Source organism: Gorillibacterium sp. CAU 1737, assembly GCF_039888655.1.
GTDB lineage: Bacteria > Bacillota > Bacilli > Paenibacillales > NBRC-103111 > Gorillibacterium.
In genome coordinates this window covers 839,732-860,949 of record NZ_JBDQQO010000001.1, presented here as the reverse complement: position 1 = coordinate 860,949, position 21,218 = coordinate 839,732, and the positions used below count along the sequence as shown (strand labels likewise).

Below are 21,218 nucleotides of genomic sequence, written 5' to 3'. Positions count from 1 at the left end.
GTTGCATAGCTCGATTCACTTTTGAAATCGGAAGTGAAGGCGTGCCAGTTCGAGTTGATCTCCTTGCTCCAAGGGGTACTCTTTATAAGGAATAAGAGGACTTCCGTTTACTTGCGTTCCGTTTTTAGAGCCAAGGTCACGGATGATCCAAGTGCCATCCTGATGCAACAGTTCGCAATGCTGTCGAGACAGCTCTTTCGTATCAGAGGAGAATGGCAGATCAAGTGTTTCTCTTCCGATCACGAGTCCCTCTTCCTTAATCGGGATGCGAACAGGAGCAGCATCCGGTTTGTTCCATTCCAGGTACGCACGACAGCCAGTCGTTGATGAATCGGGTTGTTTTAACAGGACCGTTGCCTTCGGATCGAAGAGCAACACCGTTCGACTGGACAAGGTGGCGAAGTACTCGGAATCCTGTCCAGAAGCGGCTGCTATTGATGCCGATGGAATAAGAGGCTCTTGCATGAAATCAACCGCTGGCGGCCGAGCTGAACCTGGGTCTGCAATCGGAGACGAGGCGGCCTTCGGCTTCTTCTGACGATCCACGTTCTCTTGGCCCTTGTGGTCGGACTCCATAAGAGGATTAGGCGATAATGGCTCCTTCCACCCTTTAGTCTGGCCTTTGGATAGGTGGTAGCCAACCGAGACTGCAAAGACGGTGATACCAAGTGCAGCAAAGAGAAGCCATTCTGCAGCAAACCAGGCAAACAGTCCCCAACTCAGCAAAACGGGAACGATGAGGATTAGTTTTTGCTTATCAGACAGTGTAAGAGAAGGAGCCTGTTGGGCGGTTGGCGTCGCTTGGGACTGCTGCGCCATCACTCCCTTTCCCGCAGGAGATTGGAATGACTTCGGAGAGCCCAATGCCTCCCCACCTTTATTCAGGCTAAGCGAGGATTCCGTGAGAGTAGAGGGAGACAAGCTAGTGGGAATCTTCCGCTGATGAGGATGAATCAAGCCTTCCTGCTCCACCGACAGCTTGCTTGATTGTTTAAGAGCAGAGAGCAGTCCCTTCTTATATTCCATAGGATGAGCTTTATGCTGGAGCAAAGAATCAAGCACTCGCAAGACCTGCCCGCTTGTGTCTTTGACCCCTTCCCGAATGGCCGAGATGAGCTTGTGCCAGCGGCTCTGAAAATCTTCTTCCTCATCCATTGATCGCAGGGGCAAGTATACCAACTCCGGCGATTTGGTCTCATGAGACAGATATACCTGATCCAGATCAAGAACAAATCGATGATCCTGAAGCAGATGAGCCCTGCCATTCTCCAGAACAAACACCAGATCCACGATCAAACGTGCCAAATCCTCTTCTTCCAAGGGGTGAAAGCGAAGCTCTTGAGCGAGCGGCCGCAAACCGGAACATGCATAATACAATCGCAGCTCCAGATCCTCCTCCTCCACCACCAGGGGAAGCAAGCCTTGAATTCGATGTCGTTCCAACATGATTCGTTCGGTTCGGTTGATCTCTTCTGTGAGAAATCCAGAGGTTCCTCGGCTTACTGCCACATAATGACCGGAACGATCGATCCGGTCCCAATTTACCCCGTGCAACACGGTCATAGGAATCCCCACCCCCGATTTAACCAACTGTCCATCGCCAGCAGGATAACCGCCGGCACAACCGCGTACATAAAGGGAAAACGAAGCATATCCTTCTTCTTGCCCTCCGTCAGAGCGCTCACCTGCTTCATTCCCAAAACCGAAATTAGAATGAATCCCACTCGGGTTAATCGTTCCTTAAACAGCTTGCGGTTGATCAAGATCAGGATCCCAATCACACCGGCAAAGAGAATGGAATACAGTGCGCATTGGATAGCAAATCCTCCTCCCGAGATCGATCCGATGGCCGCAAAGAGCTTGACGTCTCCCGCTCCAAGCGCTCCGATCACATGCAACAGAAACAGAGACGCAAACCCAATGACCAGTCCCGTCAGCGAATGCCAGGCACCTGTCCATCCAGAGAGCAGCAGGTTCATGCCCATTCCACTGCCCATGCCAGCCAAGCAGACCGCATTCGGGATTTTGCTGTCCCGCAGATCGGTCACCGCGGCTGCTGTGATCAAAAGAAACAATAAGATCCAGATCAATCCATGCCCTCCTAAACGAACGAATAGGTTATCGATTTCCAACCCAGGCTCGTTCCATCGCCTTTTTTCGGATTACGATGGTCTTGGAGACAAAAGGCAGCGGCAATCGAACCCGATATTCCACCTCGACCCCAAACCACGGCTCCCCCGCTCGGTTTAAATCAGGCAACGTAACTTTGGTGACGCGAAACTGCTCTTTCTGCAAGACCCGCTTATCCGCATAATGCCAAACAATAGGTTGAAAAGCTCCATTCAACACCGGATCCACACAAGTTCGGACAACATCCTCTCCCATGCTCTGCCCCTCTGCCTCCCATTGCTCGCGCCGCTTCTTTTCCCATTCCAGAAGGGACAGGATTGAATCGGGAATTATCGATTCATAAGTGGCGGCGGATTCCTCTGCCTGGGTAACGGCCCCTCTCGCCTTGCGTATTTGGTCCAGCACTTGTCCGATAACCTCCGCTGTTCGAGTGCCTGCCGCTTTTTGCTTCGCTTTGCTGTACAACCGATCTACTGGAGCATAGTGAGTGGCGATCTCCTTCACGGTCTCGGATGCGGCCGCCTGTACCTTCACCTCTGCAATCGACAATCGAATTAGAGCATGCATGGCCAAAACAAAAACAAGAAATAGAGGCAGAACCAGGGCTGCTTCAAGCGTAAGACTTCCCGAAGCACTCCGAAAGAGAGAGCCCTTCGACTTCCCGCTTTTGTTAATAAGTCATCACCGCCGTTGCTGTTGCCTTCCCGTATCGACCATCCAGCTCAATGCCGCCCAGTTTGGAGACAATCCCCTTCAGGAACCAGACTCGATAAGTCGAAGAAGCACGCGCCTGAATGTAAGTAGTCTGATGCGTCAGATCAAGGCCGGTGTCCATTTCGATCAAGGCTTGCATCCGGGCCATCATCTTCTTGTCGTTACTGTGTAGTAAAAAGAACACCCGAAGAAAATCTTTATAGGTGACTTTCATCGCTGGGAGCTTCTTGATTAGCGGAATGGCTTGGTTGTCCAAAAGCTTTCGCATATCCAGATAAGCGTCCTTCGCTCCTTGTACAGCAGCCACAAGAAGAACAAGTAAGGGGGAGCCAATGTTCAGAACCTCGGTTTTCGGGTCCAGCAGCGCTTCGACCGTACGGATCGCAAACAGGAGGGTGAACATCTCTCCATATGCGGCTGAGTAATTCCCGAGCTGGGAGTCAAACCCATATAGAATATATTCCGCTTCCTGGCCTGCCAAGGAGCGATCGGCATAATCCGCCAACGCGGATGTTCGATTCGAGAAATGCTGCAGGGCAAATTCATTCAAATACAACTCTCCTCTAGCATCCGTTAGGAGCTGTTCGATTCGGCTGCCCAAGCCCATTGCTTCCTTGATGCTTCCCCTACTGGAAGAGTAGGGTGCATTCGCTAACCCACTGGTTCCTGACTCGATAGACCCAGCTGAATTGAAAGTGATGTACTTGGCGAACAGCCCCGTGCTTCGATCTTTCGCGGTGCCATTCAATTGTTCATAGATCGCTTGATTGGAGCCAGACCCGAGAAAGTCTCGCCCTTGGGCTAGAAGCTCCTCCAGCTCTGCTTCCGTGGATTGTTGCTGGTTCTCCCGTTCCTTGCGATTGGCTTTCCGCTTCTCTTCAAGTGCCCCTTGCTTCGCCAGAAACTCGTCGGGTTGCTGAACTGCTTGTTTTGCAGCTTCGTGAATCGCATCCCCTGACTCCCCCGTGAACCAGGTTGTTTCCTGCCATTTCAAGGCCAGCCCATTAAAGATCGATAGGACTCGACCGCTGTCGATTTGATAATGCATAAAATAATCTTCGTCCAATACCTGTACCGATTCATAGATTTTGCTTGCAGCCCCCCCCTTGCTGGAAGCTTCAGCGATCAAGCGTTCCTTTTCCTTGCGGAGTTCGGCATTTCGTTTCTGTGCCTCGTTGATCCGTCCATTCAAACTCTGTTGAAGCTCGTTCAGTTTCGCTTGGTCCTGCGGAAGCAACAGCTTTGATTCTTCGAGCTTAAGGGTGTAAGCAGCCAGATCCCGCATAAGATCGGCAACGGCTTGCTTGTCTTGAACCAGTTTGGCCAATGATTGATTCAGGCTGGCCAAGCTTTCCCTCATCGTTCGAATGGAGTCCGTTAATGAAGCGATGGGATCCTTGTTTTTCTTCGGATCCTTTTGCAGGTCGGTCAATCGTTTCTCCGCATCCTGCAGATCAGTCCCCAACCGGCTTATGGAGCCTTGCAACTGCTCCATCGATTGCTCGATTTGCTCTAGGGATTTCTGGGCATCGACAACCGAGGTCATTCCGGTCTTGTCCGCCAGCTCCTTCAATTCTAGGTACGTTTGTTGATAGCGCTCCGAACGCTTTTTGGCTTCCTTCGCGAAGGTTTGAGCTTCATCCCAGGCTCCATCCAATTCCACTTGGATGTCGTTCCATTTGGATTCCAGCCCGCTCGCGTTCTCATAGAGCTCGCCTGTGGCGTTCATCCCCTCCACCGCGCCGTTCTTCTTGAACTTCTCCACCAACTCCAAGGTGAACTCAATAGGCGCCTGATACTTCATGTCCTCGTTCACCTGATTGCGAAAGACCACCTGATTGGCAAGACTATACATAGAAGAAACGTGCGTGCTTTCCGGTTGAAAGGAAGCATCCAGGTAAGCAAAGCCGGCCAAGGCACCGGGTTCGTAGCTGTTCTGAGCCATCAACGCAGAGAACAACTGCGTCATCTGGTCCCGGTCATCAGAACGGCCAAACAACCCGTATTCACGTAGTTTTGTCTCGTACTCCGACATGACCGATCTGGCTGCTGCCTTCACGGCGCGTTCGGTTTCCCGTTCCGCCACTTCATAGCGAATGAAGTCGACGAGAACCGCTTGAAAGAAGAAGATGGGGAGCAGAATCACGATGAGATAGACAGAAACCGAGCCTTCCTCCTTCCCCATCCATCGCGGGAAACGCCTACGACTCATGGATGCTACTCCTCTCTACAAGTGGTGGATCACGACGACAATCCCGTTCTTCTCCAGCTCAGCCCTCAGGGCTGGAGTAAGGTCAATGGGCTTGCTCCCTTTTTTGAGCTGGAAGAAGTGCCACACAACCCCCTTGACCTTGCCGCTCTTGATCAGCTCGACATCCTTCTTGATTTGATCGAGGGCATCTTTTTTATTCACGGTGTATTTGGCGTCATGGGCAATTCCGTCCGGATCGATCGCATCATACTGCCTCTCCTTGCCCACCGTTGAGGTTGGAAAGGCCTGCGGCTTCCCGTTCACCAGCTCTTGAATATAGCGGCTTGCTTTTGCGGCCGAATCGATATAGGGCGGCGGCTTGTCCTCTGAAAAGGACTCAAGAGAAGCGACCTCATCCCTTTTGCTGAGGTACTCGTAGAGCCGTCCGGCATAATCGGTCAGGAGATCAAGGTTGCGGAGAAATTCCGCAGGCTCGGTTATGTAAGATTCAGCGATCCCTGCTGCGCTCTGTTCCGGGATCAGCCTCGCAAAGAGGCGCGGAATGCCGGATTTTCGATCGAGGTCCACTTGAACGCTTCGTTCCAGCAGGGAATTCTTGTAGAGGAAGGTTCCTTGAGAATCAGGGGGCACGATGTCGATTTGGTTGATCAGCTTGCTCTGGCTGAGGGATAAGCTCTCCGTACCCGAGGCGGGAACGTTCAGGGTACTGGATGAACGTCCGGAGATGCGAAACAAGGAGGACAGCTCCGTCAAAGAGGTCCTCCAATAGAGCCCGTCCCGATTGCTGACAGCAAATGCTCCGCTTACGGGATCCCGATAAGAGTTGTCCCAGTTGTATGCCGCCCGCTCCGCTGCTGTCTCCGCACGCAGCTCCAGCTGAGCCGTTCGCCAAAGAAACAAGCTGATGAACAGCACGAGGAAGCTGATCAGGAGCACCAGTGGAAAGACCATTGTTGCTTCGAGGGTAAAGCTGCCTTCTTGACGATGGAGGAAATGGAACTTAAATGAGAAGTATTGTGTACTTTTTCTAGGTTTCATCGAGCCCCCGTTAAGGTTTAGGGGTTTGAACCGCGCCACCCTTGTTGTTCATTTCACTATCAGTACTTGTGAACAACCCATTTACCCAATTGATAATCCACTTGCGGAATGCAATGGCGATGATAACCAACACCGCCAGGATTAGAAGAAGCTCCAGGGTCCCAAGGCCTTCTTCATCTTTCCAGAATGGAAGCCAGAATGTTTTGATCATGCATTTCTCTCCTTCATTATTGATAAGTTCCCATCATGAGAATAGCGGGGGCCGCTACCACAACCGTGACAATCAGGAAGATCAGAACCATCGGGAAAACCAGCTTGGAGGAAGCCTCTTCCCCAAGGGTCTTCGCCTGAGTCTTCCGCCGCTCCCAAAGCCCGCGGTTCAACTCCCTCAGGCTGGTTACAAAATCATCTCCGCCCCGCCTATAGTTAAGCAGAATGGTGTTACTGAACAACGATACTTCCTGTACCCCGCAGCGTTTACTGAAATTGTCCAGGGCTACCGGCAACGAGATTTGGTTGCGCAAGTCCTGCAACAGCAGAGCAAGCTCCTTTTGCAAGGCGGAGCAAGGATGAAGATCGTCAGGTATGGACGCTCCGCAACGAAACAAAGCTTGTTGTACCGTCTCTCCCGCGTTCACCAGCAAGACCAGTTGATTAAGAAGCTCGGGAAGTTCCATGATGATGCTTCGCTTCTTCGCAACCGTCTTCTTCTGGAGACTTGTATAATCCAGAACAGGCAGAAAGGCTGTTAGCAGGAGGATGCAGACAAGCAGGGTTATGTCTCGAAGCACAATCCCGAGAAGAATGGCAAGCAAGAACGCCAAAACGGTCTTGGTGAGCATGTCCCGAATGAATCGGTTGGCCCGATCAGAATCCGTTGAAGGCCCTTCCAGTTGAAGATAAGCCAGTTGAACCTTGGTATAGAGAGAAGGCAACCGCTGCTCCGCCTTCACAAATCGAAGGAAAGCCTCGGACAGCGGACCGAGCCGCTCCAGGATCGAATTCTCCTTTTTCAAGCGCATCCTCCCTCATCAAACTTGCAAGTCCATAATCTTCCCGCTTAACCAAAGACAGAAGAATAATGCGAGAAGGCACACCGTCATCAGCAAGATCCCTCGAAGGTTCCCATACAGGGGCTGCATGTAATCAGGCGAGGAAAGAGAGAGGAAGGCAACAATTACGAGCGGCGCACAGCCTAGTACCTTCGATTCGAATCGTTTTTGCGCAAGCATGATCGAAATCTCCTGCTTCACCTCAATCTTCTCGGCAATGATCTGAGAGGATCGACGAACCACTTCAACCAGGTTCCCCCCCGTTCTCTTGCTGACGGCGAACACATTCGCGAAGTTTTGAATGTCCTCCACCCCGCTGCGCATGGCAAAGTCCATCAGCGCTTCCTCGATCGTGACACCGTGATCCATCCGCCGCACCATTCTTTCCACCTCTCGCAAAATAGGGGTATCCGGTTGGGGGTACACCATCCGTAAATCCTTGCCTATTCCGCGAAATGCATTCTCAACCGACTGCCCGGCAGATAAGAGCGAGGACAGCGAATAAAGAGCTTGCTTGAATTGGGCCGTCAATTCAACCCTCTTCTTCTCCGCCAATTGCTTGGCTCTTACGGGGGGATAGAAGAACCCTGTTAGAAAGAACAACATCGTGATGAACAGATTTTGGTAAAACAGATAGCCCACGAATGAGGCGAGACTCCCTGCCAGGATCAAAGCGAAGGCCCTCTCCCGGCGTGTCATGGTATAACTGCGATAATCCATCTCAACTTCCGCCGTTGAAGCGGCAGGTTTCGAACCCCTGTCATCCTTTTTCGATGATTTCAAACGGATCCTGAGGGGAACCCGCCTAACGTCTTCAGATCGTTGCTCATTCTCTTTGCGGCCCTGGTTCGAGAGATGAACGGCCGTCAAACGGCCCACGATCAGCAGAATCATCGCTCCACCTGCCATGGCCGCCAGCTTGGCAATCATAGTTCCTCTCCTTCCGTCAACTTCATGCTGGCATGCTCCAGCTTGCGAACGTGAAGGAGTGGATTGCGGGTGCGCACCAGACCGGCCGTCCCATTCTCTCGCTCTTCATAAAGATAGAGAGGATTGAGCCGTATTTCTCCATCTTCCACCCCCAGCACCTCATGAATTTCCGTAACTTTGCGAGACTTGTCTCTCATCCGGCTCAAATGAATCAAGATATCAAGAGCGGATGCAATCTGCTTTCGCACAACGGCAAGAGGAAGCTCCGCTCCGCTCAGCACCATTGTCTCCAAACGACTCAGCATATCGATAGATGAATTCGCATGTCCAGTGCTGATCGAGCCTTCGTGTCCGGTATTCATGGCGGAGAGCATATCAAGTGCTTCAGCTCCCCGCACTTCTCCGACCAGAATCCGATTGGGCCGCATGCGCAGCGAGGATCGGATAAGGTCGCGTATCGTAATTTCCCCCCTTCCTTCCGTGTTCGCGTTACGGGTTTCCAGCCCGACGAGATTGGGTATTGTGCGGATTTGCAACTCCGCGGAATCCTCAATGGTGACGATCCGTTCATCCTCAGGAATAAATCCGGCGAGGGCATTGAGGAATGTTGTTTTCCCTGACCCGGTACCACCTCCAATAAAAATATTATATTTGCACTCCACAAGCCGACTGAGGTCCGCCGCCGACCGTTCCGTAAGAGCCCCCTTGGCGATGAGATCAATCATCGTCATGGGCTTTGACGGGAACTTGCGAATCGTCATGGTCGGTCCTTTCAGCGCGACGGGAGGAAGCACCACGTTAACCCGGGAACCATCCGAAAGTCTGGCATCCACGATAGGGCTGCTTTCATTAACAGTACGGTTCACCTTGGCGACAACAGCTTGAATGACATCCTCAAGCTTTTCCTTGCTATCGAAGCGACCTTCCACTCGGGTAATCGCCCCGTTTTGTTCAATAAAGATCTCCTCGTGGCTGTTGATCATAATCTCGGTGATGTCCGGGTCTTCCAATAGAGGCTGCAGAATGTCCAGCCCGCGAAAGGAGTGGAATACCCGCTCGACCAGCTTCCATTTTCGGTCCGCGGTCAGATAAGAGCTCTCGGAGAAGCGAAATACTTCTTCTTCGATGAGGGAACGCAATTCCGAATCTGTTCGAGCCGGGGCTCCTTCCAATTGAGCAAGAATACGTTCTCGAATCCGTTTGCTGGCTTCCTCAAGCAAGGCTCAGCGCCTCCTCTCCCGCTCGATGCCGATTCACCGCCGCGATCAGAAGATCCGGAATAACAGGCTCGGTTAAGAGATGAGCGGGGGTCAGCAAGCTTTTCCATTCGGGCATATAGGGAAGGAAGACATCTGGCATTCTTCCTGCCAGCTCAATGGGCTGATTCAAGGTTCCGGTATACTTGTTCACGCCCAGCAGAATTCGCTCCTGAAGCGAACCGTTCCCGAGCCGACGCTCCCATTCGGCCCATGCACGCTGGGCCTTGCGTAGCGAGATCGCCTCGTCGGCTACAAGCCATAGGATGAGGTCGCTGGCGGTCAGCGCCGCCTCTACTTGCGAATCCAAGGTGGAGGACAGGTCAAGGACGACATCATCATACCCGCTGTTGCGAAAAGCCGTCATCAAAGCATTCATCTCGGCTGGGGATAAGCCTTCTAAATCGTCACCTTGCATAGGGGGCTCCAGGTAGTGCAAGCCGGATCGCGGATCAATTCGTGTAAATCCGGACAGTCGAGAGGATAAGTTGCCTGGATCTGCTTTTACATAATAGAGCAGCTTGCCGAAGCGATCCTCTCCACACCCTTCCAAGAAAGGAAGCTCGGATGGGATCCCCTCTAAGCTCACCAGGAGTGTGCGTCCTCCGTAATAAGCGAGCCCTGTCGCCAAATTCCAGGCTGCCATCGTTTTGCCGCTCCCTCCGGAAGCAGAGTAGACGGAGAGGAGATGCCCGCCTCGCGGATTCCCGGCTAACGGAGCAACGGGTATCCCTTGGGCTGCTTGCTGCTTAAGCTCGGAGAGGAGAGTTGGCAGAGGTTGATATTTGGCAATCATGGAAAAATCGGTGTCCGCTGCTTCGCCTGCGATGGCATCGTCACCAAATAAGCAGCATTCTCGAGCGAAGGATTTCAGGCTCGCGGCTTCCGGCCACCATGCCGTTCCAATGAGCAGGATGTCCAGCATTCCGAACTTGGCATAATGCTTCTCCGCCGCCTCTCGTTGGGTAAAGGTCACCAGGACGAACCCTTTCGCCTCCTCCTCTGCTCGAAAATAAGCCTTAAGCGGCTCTAAATATTCACGATCCTGCTCCAGGATCCCGATCTTCCACAGCCTCATCGAAAGGTTCTCCTTCATTGCGAAATAGGTGTACTGGACGGGAACAGGATCAACGATGCATCCAATCCAGAAATCCAGCGATGATGATCAAAGAGGTCACTACGGCAAGCAGCAGATGATGGCGACTCCGAAACCAGTGTTCCACCTAGCTCCCCCTATCGGATCGAACGAAAAAAAACGCCGCCCATGCAGAATGATACTTCTGCATCGGCGGCGCTTCCGCACGATCAATATGAATTGGCTTGAGTATAACACATTCGGAAACTTTTACAAGATTCAATTTCGACTTTTTTCCCCGTTACTTGACCGACGATGACGAACGACGCCCAAAAAAGCGGAAAAATGATCGCTTTCGATCTCCCTTACGGAGCAGTTGGACCGGCAAAAAGCATTTCAGAAGCGGAGACAATGCCTCGGATAGAATAGCTGTATAGTCGGGATGATCGTGAACGCGTTCTCCCTTCCATTCGGCTGTATGAACCGAACCTGCCGGCAGCTCAGGTAGGACAACCTCGGCAGACTCGGGCATGCAGGACAACCATTCCCTCCTGCCTGAGAAATCGGTGTCTCGATTCGCGGTGTACAAAACGGTCTTTCCGGCGGTTTTCCAATTCTCGACGCGTTGAACCTTGCGGCGGCACGATGGAGAAGCGAGTTTTGCCGGATTCGGGCCGAATACGGCCAAGATGACATCAGCCAACCCCAACCATTCCTGAGCCTCCGCATGCTCCCAATGACCGGACAAATCAAGAATGACAACAGGGCGGGTCAGTTTAGGCAAAAGTTTGGAGTACATCGGGATGGCTGGAGGCTCGCAATTCGGATCGAGAGGCAGCCACTCCGACGCTCCCGAACTCCAGGTTCGCAGTTGCTCCGACTTCCCGGAAGAGGGAGATTCCCCTGCGAGAAGCTCTTGAATCGTTCGCACACGAGAAGGAGCATGCCGCTCGCCATGGAGCAGGTGAAACAGTTCCGGCTCGTTACCGGGGAACTCTACCAGCGTATGAGCAACACCAAGACGGTTCAGTTCCCGACAGAGCGCCATGGCTGCGAAGCTGGAGCCTGCCCCGGGGTACACGCTGCCCACCACGATGAGCTGACGATTCAGAACAAGCGGCGCAGCCCCCTGTTTTTGCTCATGAGAAACACCGATTGTTCCTTCTCTCTTCTCTAGAAGCTCGGCCATCTTCGCCCCCAGCTCGCGGGCGGAAGCTAACCGACGATTGGGGTCCCGTTCCAGCAATCGCTGCAGCAGAGTCCGCAAATCGGCCGGCACCTGCTCGCTGTCCGGCAAGGAACCCCCTCGATAGAACTCACCCCGGTATAGCAAGTAATAGAGCATCGCCCCAAGGGAATACAGATCACTACGCACGTCGGTCAAGCCTTGTTCCACCTGCTCGGGAGACGCGAACCCGATCGTTCCAAAGCTGATGGTATCCGCGAGAGAGCCTTCGGTGTAGTTCCGAGCAATCCCAAAGTCAATGAGTCGCACGTGCCCCTGCTCATCAAGCATGACATTGCTTGGTTTAAGGTCCCGGTAGATAATCGGCTTCGGTTGAAGATGGTGGAGATAATCAAACAGGTCACACAACTGAGTCGCAATCTGCAAGACACGTCGAACGGTGAGTTCGCCGCGTTCGAAGCAAGTCTGCAGGGTCTCGCCTTTGATATAATCCGTGATCAGATAGCTGTACCCGCTCTCGTCGGGTGGACAATAATCCGCCACCTTGGCTAGGAATGGATGCTCCAGCGAAGCCAGCATTCGTGCCTCCTCCTCAAAACCGCGCAGATCAAAGGCATGCCGCAGCGAAGCTTTTACCGCCCACTTTTTACCGGGAAGCCGCAAATCCTCCGCCAAATAAACCGTACTCATTCCACCATGGCCCACGACTTCCTCCAGCCGATAGCGACCAGCCAGCACCTGCCCCAAGTCAAGTGGAGTCCTATCTTTTGACTCTTGCAATCGTAACTCGTCCCCCTTCCATACTCGTATGCCCATCAGTATAAGGATTGGATGGGAACATTGTCCAGAACGAAAAAAAGAAGGTCATTCGACCTTCTCCTCCAGAATATAAGCGATCTTGCGCATTGTTAACCCGGTTAAATATAGGAAAGTCCTGATCAGTTAATCTCATTAATCATATCACCCAACCCGAATCCAGGGCCTTCCCGAATGCCAATCCAGCTGGAGCGGAACACCAAAAGCCTGAGAGAGCGCTTCGGCTTGCAGGACCTCTTCCTTCCGTCCTGATCGAATGAGCCGCCCTTCCTCCAGCAGAGCACAGTGGGTGAAAGCCGGCATAACTTCCTCAATGTGGTGTGTTACGTAGAGCATAAGGAGATGCGGCGATCTCCGGCGAACCTGTTCCACCTTTTCCAAAAAGCGCTCCCTCTCAAACAGGTCCAACCCCGAGCAAGGCTCGTCCATGATCAGGATCGAAGGCTCTACCATCAAGGTGCGGGCAAGCAGGATTTTCTTTCGTTCTCCCTGCGACAACGTCCCCAGGGGCTGGTCCTTCACCTTGGACAAGCCAACGAATTCAAGCAGCTCCAGCGCCTTCTCCTTCACTTCCTTCGGAATCTGCTGATAGAAGCGCAGGAAAGCATAGGCTCCCGTCGCCACGACCTCCCACACCGGGTCGCGAAGCGCCATCTTCTCAAACAAGGATTGGCTGATGTACCCGATCCGTTTGCGCATATCCCGGACATCGGTCTCCCCGTACCATTCTCCCAAAACCTTCACCCGGCCGGAGCTTGGGAACAGATAGCCGTTGATCATTTCAAGCAGTGTCGTTTTTCCACAGCCGTTGCGCCCGAGGATAACCCAATGCTCTCCCTCGGAAAAGGAAAGCGAGACGTCCTGCAGGATCGTCCTTTCCCCCCGTTGAAATGTTAGCTGATGAAGCTCAATGATCGGATTCATGAGACAACCCCCGCTTTTTTCGCTCTTTCGCCAAGCGTATAATTTCATTATTGTAGCTCAGCTTCTGTCGGATTGCCAGATTGCCCTGATTCATTATGACTCGCAGGGCGATTAACAATCCGTATGTCCCTCTTAGCCCGAACCAAGTAAAAAAGCCTTGCTCCTTCGGAGCAGGGCTCTCTTTCATGGAACATCAAGACTTCCCCGGATGGCCTGACCACTCTTGCGCCAGCCGAATTTCCTCCCGGTGGGTGCCGTCCACTCCCCTTGCCGTCTCCAGAACAAAGGGAACGGAACGGAGAAATGGGGTGGTGAGCACCTCTCGAAGCTGCGCCTCCCCGATGGCTCCCCTACCGATAGAGGCATGGCGATCCTTGCGAGAGGCATGCGGATACACCGAATCGTTCAGATGCACAGCAACGAGCTGCTGCCAATAGCCCAGCTCTTCCCCGATGCGGACCAGTTCTCCCCAGCGATCGGGCTCCCAGAGCCCAGACGCGTAGGCATGGCAGGTATCCAGGCAAAATCCGACCTTCTCGGGTTGGGCGCATAAACTGCGGATTTGGACCAATTCATGCAGCGTGGTACCCATCGGGCTTCCATCCCCGGCTTGATTCTCAATGAGAAGCTTAGCCTCTCCCTGCCAGTTGTCCAGAACCTCGTTTAGCATAGAGAGAATTCTTTGATAATCCGAGAGCGGATCTCCCGAATGCCCTTTGCCGAAATGAACGACCACGCCGAGAGAACCGCACGCATTAGCGATTTCCAGATCGTTCAGCAACGACTGGACGGTCGCCTGTGCGAGCTTAGGGTCTGCTGTCGCCAAATTGGTCGGGTACGGCGTATGCGCAATGGAGACAATGCCATACTCATGGCAATAGGAAGCACATGATAGAGCATCTGCCTTGTCGAAGGCTTTTACAGACAGAGAACGGGGGTTTTTCGGGAAGTATTGAAAAGCCTGTGCCCCGATGCGGTACGCAGTATGGGCCGCTTCCAGGTAACCTCGACGAATGCTGATGTGACAGCCGATTGGCGGACGGAGGAGATCGGCCTCCTTCATCGCTGACACCCCGGACAGTAGAACAGCTTGCGTCCCGCGAGCTCGCTTTGGACGATGGAGTTCCCGCATCGATGACAGGCTTCTCCTCCTCGGTCATAGACCTGACAGAGCTCATTAAAGCCCCCGGTATGCGCATCACCAACATAAAAGGGATGCTCCATGTACCCTCCACTTCGAATACCGCGATTTAGCAGTTCAAGCATAGCCTGGAACAATCGGGTCTGCTCCTCATCTGGAAGCTCATGCGTACGACGATCTGGACGAATGCCTGCTTCAAAGCAGAGCTCATCGGTATAGCAATTGCCGATGCCAGCCAGAAAGCCTTGATCGAGGAAGGCGGCCTTCAGCGTACTCCGTCGAGTCAGGAGTCTCTTCCGAAACATCTCCTCTGTCAGTTCAAGCGGATTCGGGCCTAACGCGGCCAATTTACGCTCTGCCTCTTCCATCTTCCACAAATGCAAATACCCCAGCCGAAGCCCGATAAAATACAAATGCTCCTCTCCAAAGGAAAGCTGAACCTGAATGGTGCGCTCCGGCTTGTCATCCTCCCGGCCCCAGAACATCCAACCGCCCAGCATCAAATGAAGGAGCAGCAATTGCTCTCCGGGAAGGTGAAAAAGCAAATGTTTCCCTCTTCTCTCCACCTGGGTGATGGCCGAGCCCACCAAACATTCCGTCCAAACGGTGACGGGAACATTGATCGATTTCTCGCGGGTAATTATGGTTTGGGTAATCCGGCGTCCAACCACACGCGGTCGTAAAGCGTTCGCGTAGGTTTCCATTTCAGGAAGCTCGGGCATCTCGATTCTCCTTCTCTACAGGACTCCGGATCAGACGCAAGGATGACTGCCACCCTTCGCCGCATGAAGTCATATAGAGTTGGTATGTCCTTCCACTGGGGATCTTAGTCGTGGATTCCGTCAGGACCCTTCCGGGAGTGAGTAGTCATCGAAAAGGGTTCCCGCATAACTGGGGGCCGAGGAGGCGCTTTGCTTCTTGCGTCGTCGATTTGCTGCTTCCTTTCCCTCCGGGCGGATAGGAAGCTTCTTTATCATCGGTGCTTGTCGTTCTTCGTTCTCTTCTTGACCCTCTTCTGGGCTCTCTTCGCTGCTCATTGTTCCGCTGTTTATGCGAGATAAAACTTGCGCACGCTCTTTGCGGCGAAGGCGATCCACCCGCTTTTCCATTGCGGCTATCTCAGCCCTCTGCTTTTCCGTTGGTCTGGCGAGCGACAGCCGCTTGCGGACAGCCGACAGCGCCTCCTCCGCATAGAAGAGCGCTTGCCGATAATCCTTATCTCCATGCTCGTGGTACATGGCAAGCTCCACATAGGGTTCTACAGGCGTAAAGGTTCGTTCCGAACGCCACTCCACAGCCTGCTTCCAGAGCGAAACGGCAAGGGGCATCTGCTTTCGCTTCTTGTAGTAGAGCCCAAGCTCGTACCAATACGGAGCACATTCCTCCGCGGAACGTTCCCGAAGGTGGAGGAATGCCTCTTCAGCCCGTTCCTCCTGATCCATCCGGCTAAGCCATAAGCCAAGACGGAAAAGCTCCTCCGCCTCTAAGCTGTCCAGAGGGATCCGGCCGTTCAGCAAGTGGCCAAAATGGATGGAGAGCCCTGCGAGCGATAAGATGTCCCATTCATTGTGCTGAAACACGCCCTGCATAATCTCCGGGTCCTGCTCCGCCAGGTAGCGAAAATAGAGCGTAGGCGCGAGCGAACCGGGAACATCCTCCACGCGCTGGAAAGCGAGCCGCTCTTCCTCCACCTTACCCAATCGACAGGAAGGCAGGGTGTGCTTCCACAGGCTTCGGGAAGGATGAAGGAAATCGAGATGAACCGCAGGCGCAGCCGCGGCCTTCATCCGGTTCATGACATACCGGTTCAGCATGAGCGGCCAATCGAAAGAGCGGCCGTTGTAGGTCACGAGATGCGAGCAAGCGGCCACCTGCTCGTTGAGGTAGGCCAGCATGGCCAACTCCTCGGCTGGATTACGAATGAAGAGCTGCTCCACTTGGAAGCACTCGGCCTGATAGCGCCCGAGGCCGATCATGAAGGGGACGTTACCCGCTCCTTGGCCAAGCCCGGTTGTCTCCGTATCGAAAAAGAGAAGCGATTCGGGATTGGCCGCATAGGGCATGCCGAATGCATCGAGACCCGAGAGGACATCCGGGAGCTCGTCAAGCCGCCAGCGGCCATGCTGGTGCCCCAGCGGATAGCTCACCCGACGGCGGACGAAGCCGCCCCATTCGGTCTCCACCCACTCGGCTCCAAGGATCGACCACTCCGACTCTTTCTCAATAACAGGCACAGGTAACCCCTGATCGGCCCTGTGCTCGATCGACGAGCCTCCCAAGGTACCCGGATTGCCGCTCGAATTTGACTCTTGGAGAGGAGTCATCTCTCCCGGCTCTCTCCCTCCTGCCTCTGCTCCAGAGGTCGGGATGATCGAGCTCTTCATCCGGTTGAGCCGGTCGCGCAGCCCGCTCATGGTGCAGCCCTTCCCGTCATCCGTCGCAGAAGGCCGAGCGCCTGCTTCTTCCCGAGCAGGCCGACCTCCTCGATCGGCCCGACGCAGGCGGGGCAGCCGCTCAGGCAGCCGCAGCGGGTAATCAGCTCCTCGGCCTGACGCATCAGCGTGCCGTGCACGTCATACAGCCGCTCGCTTAAGCCGACTCCGCCCGGATAGCGGTCGTAGAAGAACAGCGTCGGCAGCTTGTTGTGCACAGCCCTCACCTGCGCGACCACGCGAATGTCCTGCGGGTCGCACATCAGGTAGAGCGGAGCAATGTGCACGAGGACATTGGACAGGCCGAGCAGTGCGCTCTGCACGTCATTCGGGCTCATCTCGCGGGTGAGTTCCTCGCTGAGCGTGATCCAATAAGAGCTCGTATGCAGCTCTTCTTCGGGCAGATGAATCGGTCCCGATCCGATGTTCTCATGCGTGCGGAGACGGAGTTTTTTGAAGATGGTCGCCTTGGCGTTCACCGTCACTTCCCCGTATTGCCTCTCCAGCCCGAAGAGTTCTTCTTCCCGGTGAACGTGAAGTACCTTCAATTGAACAGCGAGCGAAGCGTCTGTGAAGTAATCGACGCTCACTTCGCGGACGAATGCCTTCTTCTCCTCCCAGTCCAGCTTCTCGACCTGGTACTGAACTCCCTCGTGAATGTAGATGGCTTCCTCATGAATGAGAGTAGGCGCCCCGAATCGATCCACCTCGCCGAGCACTCGGCTCCCATGAGTGGTGTCGATGATGATGAAGTTCTCCTGAGCGGCGGAACGCAGGGAGATGTCGTGTGCGGGAAACGACTGCTCCATCCAGTACCAGCGATTCTTTACGTGATGAAGAACCTTCTCGTCCGTCAGAAACTCCAGAATATCGGACAGCGATTCTCCCCCGAACGTCTCTCCCTCCTCAAAAGGAAGCTCATACGCCGCACACTTCACATGATCGACGAGAATGATGAGGTTCTCGGGATGAATAAGCGCCCTCTCCGGCGGATTGTTGAAAAAGAAATCCGGGTTCTCGATCACATATTGATCGAGCGGATTGCTGCTAGCCACAAGGAACGTGATCGAGCTCTCCTGCCGCCTCCCGGCTCGTCCCGATTGCTGCCAAGTGCTTGCAATCGTACCCGGGTAGCCGTTCAGGACACACGCCTGCAGCTGCCCGATGTCGATACCAAGCTCCAGTGCGTTCGTGCTGACGACACCCCGGATGTCCCCGTTGCGCAAGCCACGCTCAATCTCGCGCCGCTCCTTGGGCAAGTAGCCGCCCCGATAGCCGCGGATCGTCTTTGGCCCCAGCTCGCCCTTGATCAAGTCCTGGAGGTAAGTGAGCAGGATCTCCATGCGCACTCGGCTGCGCGCAAAGACGATCGTCTGCACGCCGTTGCGCAGGAGCGAGCCCGCGATCTTCCGCGTCTCCAGCACGCTGCTCTTGCGAATGCCGAGCTGTTGATTGACGACCGGCGGGTTGTAGAAGACAAAGTGCTTCTCGCCGGACGGCGCTCCGTTGTTGGCTACGAGTGTCATCGGACAGCCCGTCAGCCGCTCCGCATGCTCTCGCGGATTCTCAATGGTCGCAGAGGCGCAAATAAACTGCGGGTTCGAGCCGTAAAATCGGCAGATGCGAAGCAAGCGGCGAATGACGTTCGCCACGTGGCTGCCAAAGACGCCTCGGTAAGAATGAAGCTCGTCTATGACAATAAAACGAAGGTTCTCGAACAGCTTCACCCACTTGGTGTGATGCGGCAGAATCGCCGAGTGCAGCATATCCGGATTCGTAACGACGATATGACCGGCGTTCCGAATCGCGGTCCGCACCGTTGGCGCCGTGTCCCCATCATAGGTGTGGGCCTTGATATCGGCTCCGAGCACGTTTACCACTTCCAGGAGCTCCGAGACTTGATCCTGCGCGAGGGCCTTGGTCGGAAATAGGTACAAGGCTCTCGCATTCTCATTTTGCAAAATGGTATTCAGCACAGGCAAGTTGTAGCACATGGTTTTGCCGGATGCCGTCGGGGTGACCGCAACGACATGATCCCCGGTTGCAGCCGCTTGAAAAGCAGCCGCCTGGTGAGTATAGAGAGCGGACACTCCGCGCTGACGCAAAACCTCCACGATCTGCGGATTGAGTTCGTCTGGAAAGTCCGCATAGTGTGGCTCGCGAGGGGGAATGGTCCGCCAATGGGTTACTTGGTTCATGATCTCGGGCGTGCTGCGGATCAGCTCAATCATCTCCGTCACACCTGATGCTTTTCCGGTTAGTGGATTCATAAGTCCTCCCGTCCAATGCTCGGTAGGTATCTTACCTAGTTTACAGAATGCATGTTCGTATATCAACTACCTTTTTCGCATTTTCGGGTATTTTTAATAAGTCCATTTTTTCTGTTGCAGCCCTTCGAAAGGGAATGGTAAGATGCGCTTGTGCTTGGGATAGAAAAAGAAGGAGGGAACCCCTCATGAAGCTGTACTCGCGCCTCTTCGGATTCGTGAAACCGTATGCAGGCCGCGCGCTGTTCGCCCTCGTCCTCATGACGCTCGGCGTTGCATTCGACCTCATTGCTCCGTGGCTGTTGCAAATGGCGGTGGACAACGGGATCAAAGCAAAGAGCATGTCCGTGGTCATCCAGTTCTGTCTGCTTCTCGCAGCCGGACAACTGATGAAGACCGTCATCAGCTACCTGCAAGGCTATAACCAGGAGCTTGTTGGACAGAACGTCATCTACGACATGCGCCAGAAATTGTATACCCATCTGCAAAGGCTGTCCTTCTCGTATTTTGACAAGGCTCAGACCGGGCAGATCATGTCCCGGATGACCGGGGACATCGACTCTATCAAGAACTTTATTTCCTTCGGCTTTATCAATCTGTTCCTCGGCGTGCTGACCTTCGTCGGCACCATCGTCGTCATGCTCGTGCTCAACTGGAAAGTGACCTTGATCAGCATGACGACCGTCCCGCTTCTCATCTTCGTCCTGTACAAATTCAACAAAAAGGTCGGGCCGGCCTGGGGCGACATCCGTGAGCAGATGGGCAAGCTGACCACCACCCTGCAGGAAAACATTGCGGGGATCCGCGTTGTCAAAGCCTTCGCCCAGGAAAAGCTCGAGCGCAAGAAGTTCGGCGCCCGCAACGAAGTCAACTTCGAAACAAACATGAGCCGCGCCAACCTGGAAGCCAATTCGTTCCCGGTGATGAACCTGTTTGGCGGAGCCGTCTTCCTCCTCATGAACTGGGTCGGCGGCATTTATGTGGTAAAAGGCGAAATGACCATCGGGACGCTGACCGCTTTCCAATGGTACGCCTGGGGCCTCATCTGGCCGCTGCAGATGCTCGGCTGGATCATCAACATCATGCAGCAGGCGTTCAAGGCCGCTCCTCGCGTCTTTGAAATCCTCGATGCGCCCGTCGACATTGCCTCTCCGGAAGATGGAGGCCAATCAACCGAAGGGATTCGGGGGAACGTTGAGTTCCGTTCGGTTACCTTCCGGTACGCGGGAAGCAATCCGTCCACAGAGGAAGGCGATTCTGCCCTCGCTCCATCCGAGGAACAACAAGCCTCGGCCAGCGTCCTCGATTCGATCGACCTTGATGTAAAAGCGGGAGAAGCTATCGCCGTTCTCGGCGGAACGGGCTCCGGCAAAAGCTCGCTTATTCAGATGCTCGCCCGCTTCTATGATACGACGGACGGGGAAGTGCTCATTGACGGCGTTAACGTCCGTGAATACAACCTGGAGCAGTTGCGCAAAGCGATCGGGATCGTACCACAGGAAACCTTCCTCTTCTCGGCTACCATCCGCGAGAATATCGCGTTCGGATGCCCGGACGCCGCTCAGGAGGAGATCGAGGAAGCCGCGAAGCGCGCTCAAATCCATGACTTCATCTTAACGATGCCGAACGGATACGACACCATCATCGGCGAACGCGGCGTCGGTCTCTCCGGCGGACAGCGCCAACGGGTAGCCCTCGCACGCGCCGTACTACTGAACCCGCCGATTCTGGTGCTCGACGAGGCAACAGCCAGCGTGGACACGGCCACTGAATCAGCAATCCACGAGGCGCTTGCCGATGTCATGAAAGGCCGGACCACCTTCATCGTGGCGCAGCGCCTGTCCTCGGTTCAGACGGCAGACCGAATCATCGTGCTGGAGGACGGCCGAATCGCGGAGCAAGGAACCCATAAGGAACTGATGGCTCAAGACGGCTTTTTCCGCAAGCTCTATCAGCTCCAGCAGGACGCAGAAGGAATGTCTGCTCTGGAAGAGACTCCTCTGCCCATGAATCACGCTGTATCCGGCTCAAGGGAGGTGTAACGC

Annotated in this window: 17 protein-coding genes; 1 reads left to right on the top strand and 16 read right to left on the bottom strand. The window is 54.2% G+C overall.

The genetic code is table 11. From position 1 onward, the window contains the following. Positions 1-15 precede the first annotated feature (15 nt). The 16 genes from AAFN83_RS03965 to AAFN83_RS03890 form a co-directional block, all read right to left on the bottom strand. On the bottom strand, positions 16-1,563 hold the full coding sequence (locus AAFN83_RS03965) for a DUF6382 domain-containing protein (RefSeq protein WP_347767222.1): 1,548 nt from the start codon (positions 1,561-1,563) through the stop codon (positions 16-18). Then, positions 1,560-2,090: an A24 family peptidase gene (locus tag AAFN83_RS03960; RefSeq protein ID WP_347767221.1), complete on the bottom strand. Its 531-nt coding sequence runs from the start codon at positions 2,088-2,090 to the stop codon at positions 1,560-1,562. The genes AAFN83_RS03965 and AAFN83_RS03960 overlap by 4 nt, the downstream gene beginning before the upstream one ends. 28 nt (positions 2,091-2,118) lie before the next feature. Then, a complete protein-coding gene (locus tag AAFN83_RS03955; protein WP_347767382.1) occupies positions 2,119-2,805 on the bottom strand; it encodes a TadE/TadG family type IV pilus assembly protein in 687 nt (228 codons plus the stop codon). Further along, positions 2,801-5,056 carry a hypothetical protein gene (locus tag AAFN83_RS03950; protein ID WP_347767219.1) on the bottom strand — a complete coding sequence of 752 codons (2,256 nt, stop codon included), beginning with the start codon at positions 5,054-5,056 and terminating at the stop codon, positions 2,801-2,803. The genes AAFN83_RS03955 and AAFN83_RS03950 overlap by 5 nt, the downstream gene beginning before the upstream one ends. 15 nt (positions 5,057-5,071) lie before the next feature. After that, entirely contained in the window at positions 5,072-6,094 is a 1,023-nt protein-coding gene (locus AAFN83_RS03945) for a TadE/TadG family type IV pilus assembly protein (RefSeq protein ID WP_347767217.1), read from the bottom strand. Between the two features lie 10 nt (positions 6,095-6,104). Beyond that, positions 6,105-6,305 (bottom strand): Flp1 family type IVb pilin, encoded by a 201-nt coding sequence (locus tag AAFN83_RS03940; protein WP_347767215.1) that lies wholly within the window; start codon positions 6,303-6,305, stop codon positions 6,105-6,107. 16 nt (positions 6,306-6,321) lie between these two features. Continuing rightward, positions 6,322-7,110: a type II secretion system F family protein gene (locus tag AAFN83_RS03935; RefSeq protein WP_347767214.1), complete on the bottom strand. Its 789-nt coding sequence runs from the start codon at positions 7,108-7,110 to the stop codon at positions 6,322-6,324. Between the two features lie 15 nt (positions 7,111-7,125). After that, positions 7,126-8,076 (bottom strand): type II secretion system F family protein, encoded by a 951-nt coding sequence (locus tag AAFN83_RS03930; protein WP_347767212.1) that lies wholly within the window; start codon positions 8,074-8,076, stop codon positions 7,126-7,128. Further along, a complete protein-coding gene (locus AAFN83_RS03925; protein WP_347767210.1) occupies positions 8,073-9,296 on the bottom strand; it encodes a TadA family conjugal transfer-associated ATPase in 1,224 nt (407 codons plus the stop codon). The genes AAFN83_RS03930 and AAFN83_RS03925 overlap by 4 nt, the downstream gene beginning before the upstream one ends. After that, positions 9,289-10,410 (bottom strand): CpaE/TadZ family protein, encoded by a 1,122-nt coding sequence (locus AAFN83_RS03920; RefSeq protein WP_347767209.1) that lies wholly within the window; start codon positions 10,408-10,410, stop codon positions 9,289-9,291. The genes AAFN83_RS03925 and AAFN83_RS03920 overlap by 8 nt, the downstream gene beginning before the upstream one ends. A 298-nt stretch (positions 10,411-10,708) precedes the next feature. After that, complete coding sequence (locus tag AAFN83_RS03915) at positions 10,709-12,373, bottom strand: serine/threonine protein kinase (RefSeq protein ID WP_347767207.1); 1,665 nt, start codon at positions 12,371-12,373, stop codon at positions 10,709-10,711. A gap of 180 nt (positions 12,374-12,553) precedes the next feature. Further along, entirely contained in the window at positions 12,554-13,324 is a 771-nt protein-coding gene (locus tag AAFN83_RS03910; RefSeq protein ID WP_347767381.1) for an ABC transporter ATP-binding protein, read from the bottom strand. A 202-nt stretch (positions 13,325-13,526) separates the two neighbouring features. Next, the gene (locus tag AAFN83_RS03905) at positions 13,527-14,396 is read right to left on the bottom strand and encodes a deoxyribonuclease IV (protein WP_347767379.1); all 870 of its coding nucleotides are present in this window, start codon (positions 14,394-14,396) and stop codon (positions 13,527-13,529) included. After that, the gene (locus AAFN83_RS03900; RefSeq protein ID WP_347767205.1) at positions 14,393-15,196 is read right to left on the bottom strand and encodes an Fpg/Nei family DNA glycosylase; all 804 of its coding nucleotides are present in this window, start codon (positions 15,194-15,196) and stop codon (positions 14,393-14,395) included. Before AAFN83_RS03900 ends, AAFN83_RS03905 begins: the two co-directional genes overlap by 4 nt. 120 nt (positions 15,197-15,316) lie before the next feature. Beyond that, on the bottom strand, positions 15,317-16,888 hold the full coding sequence (locus AAFN83_RS03895) for a ribonuclease H-like domain-containing protein (protein ID WP_347767204.1): 1,572 nt from the start codon (positions 16,886-16,888) through the stop codon (positions 15,317-15,319). After that, positions 16,885-19,176 carry a DEAD/DEAH box helicase gene (locus tag AAFN83_RS03890; protein WP_347767202.1) on the bottom strand — a complete coding sequence of 764 codons (2,292 nt, stop codon included), beginning with the start codon at positions 19,174-19,176 and terminating at the stop codon, positions 16,885-16,887. Before AAFN83_RS03890 ends, AAFN83_RS03895 begins: the two co-directional genes overlap by 4 nt. A gap of 185 nt (positions 19,177-19,361) precedes the next feature. On the opposite strand from AAFN83_RS03890, the gene AAFN83_RS03885 reads away from it, so the two are divergent. Continuing rightward, a complete protein-coding gene (locus AAFN83_RS03885) occupies positions 19,362-21,215 on the top strand; it encodes an ABC transporter ATP-binding protein (RefSeq protein WP_347767200.1) in 1,854 nt (617 codons plus the stop codon). Positions 21,216-21,218 lie beyond the last annotated feature (3 nt).

Bases quoted from the DNA above. Each gene is read 5' to 3' on its own strand.
- AAFN83_RS03965 (WP_347767222.1), bottom strand. From the start codon at position 1,563: ATGACCGTGTTGCACGGGGTAAATTGGGACCGGATCGATCGTTCCGGT.
- AAFN83_RS03950 (WP_347767219.1), bottom strand. From the start codon at position 5,056: ATGAGTCGTAGGCGTTTCCCGCGATGGATGGGGAAGGAGGAAGGCTCG.
- AAFN83_RS03945 (WP_347767217.1), bottom strand. From the start codon at position 6,094: ATGAAACCTAGAAAAAGTACACAATACTTCTCATTTAAGTTCCATTTC.
- AAFN83_RS03940 (WP_347767215.1), bottom strand. From the start codon at position 6,305: ATGATCAAAACATTCTGGCTTCCATTCTGGAAAGATGAAGAAGGCCTT.
- AAFN83_RS03930 (WP_347767212.1), bottom strand. From the start codon at position 8,076: ATGATTGCCAAGCTGGCGGCCATGGCAGGTGGAGCGATGATTCTGCTG.
- AAFN83_RS03920 (WP_347767209.1), bottom strand. From the start codon at position 10,410: ATGAGGCTGTGGAAGATCGGGATCCTGGAGCAGGATCGTGAATATTTA.
- AAFN83_RS03905 (WP_347767379.1), bottom strand. From the start codon at position 14,396: ATGAAGGAGGCCGATCTCCTCCGTCCGCCAATCGGCTGTCACATCAGC.
- AAFN83_RS03900 (WP_347767205.1), bottom strand. From the start codon at position 15,196: ATGCCCGAGCTTCCTGAAATGGAAACCTACGCGAACGCTTTACGACCG.
- AAFN83_RS03895 (WP_347767204.1), bottom strand. From the start codon at position 16,888: ATGAGCGGGCTGCGCGACCGGCTCAACCGGATGAAGAGCTCGATCATC.
- AAFN83_RS03890 (WP_347767202.1), bottom strand. From the start codon at position 19,176: ATGAATCCACTAACCGGAAAAGCATCAGGTGTGACGGAGATGATTGAG.
- AAFN83_RS03885 (WP_347767200.1), top strand. From the start codon at position 19,362: ATGAAGCTGTACTCGCGCCTCTTCGGATTCGTGAAACCGTATGCAGGC.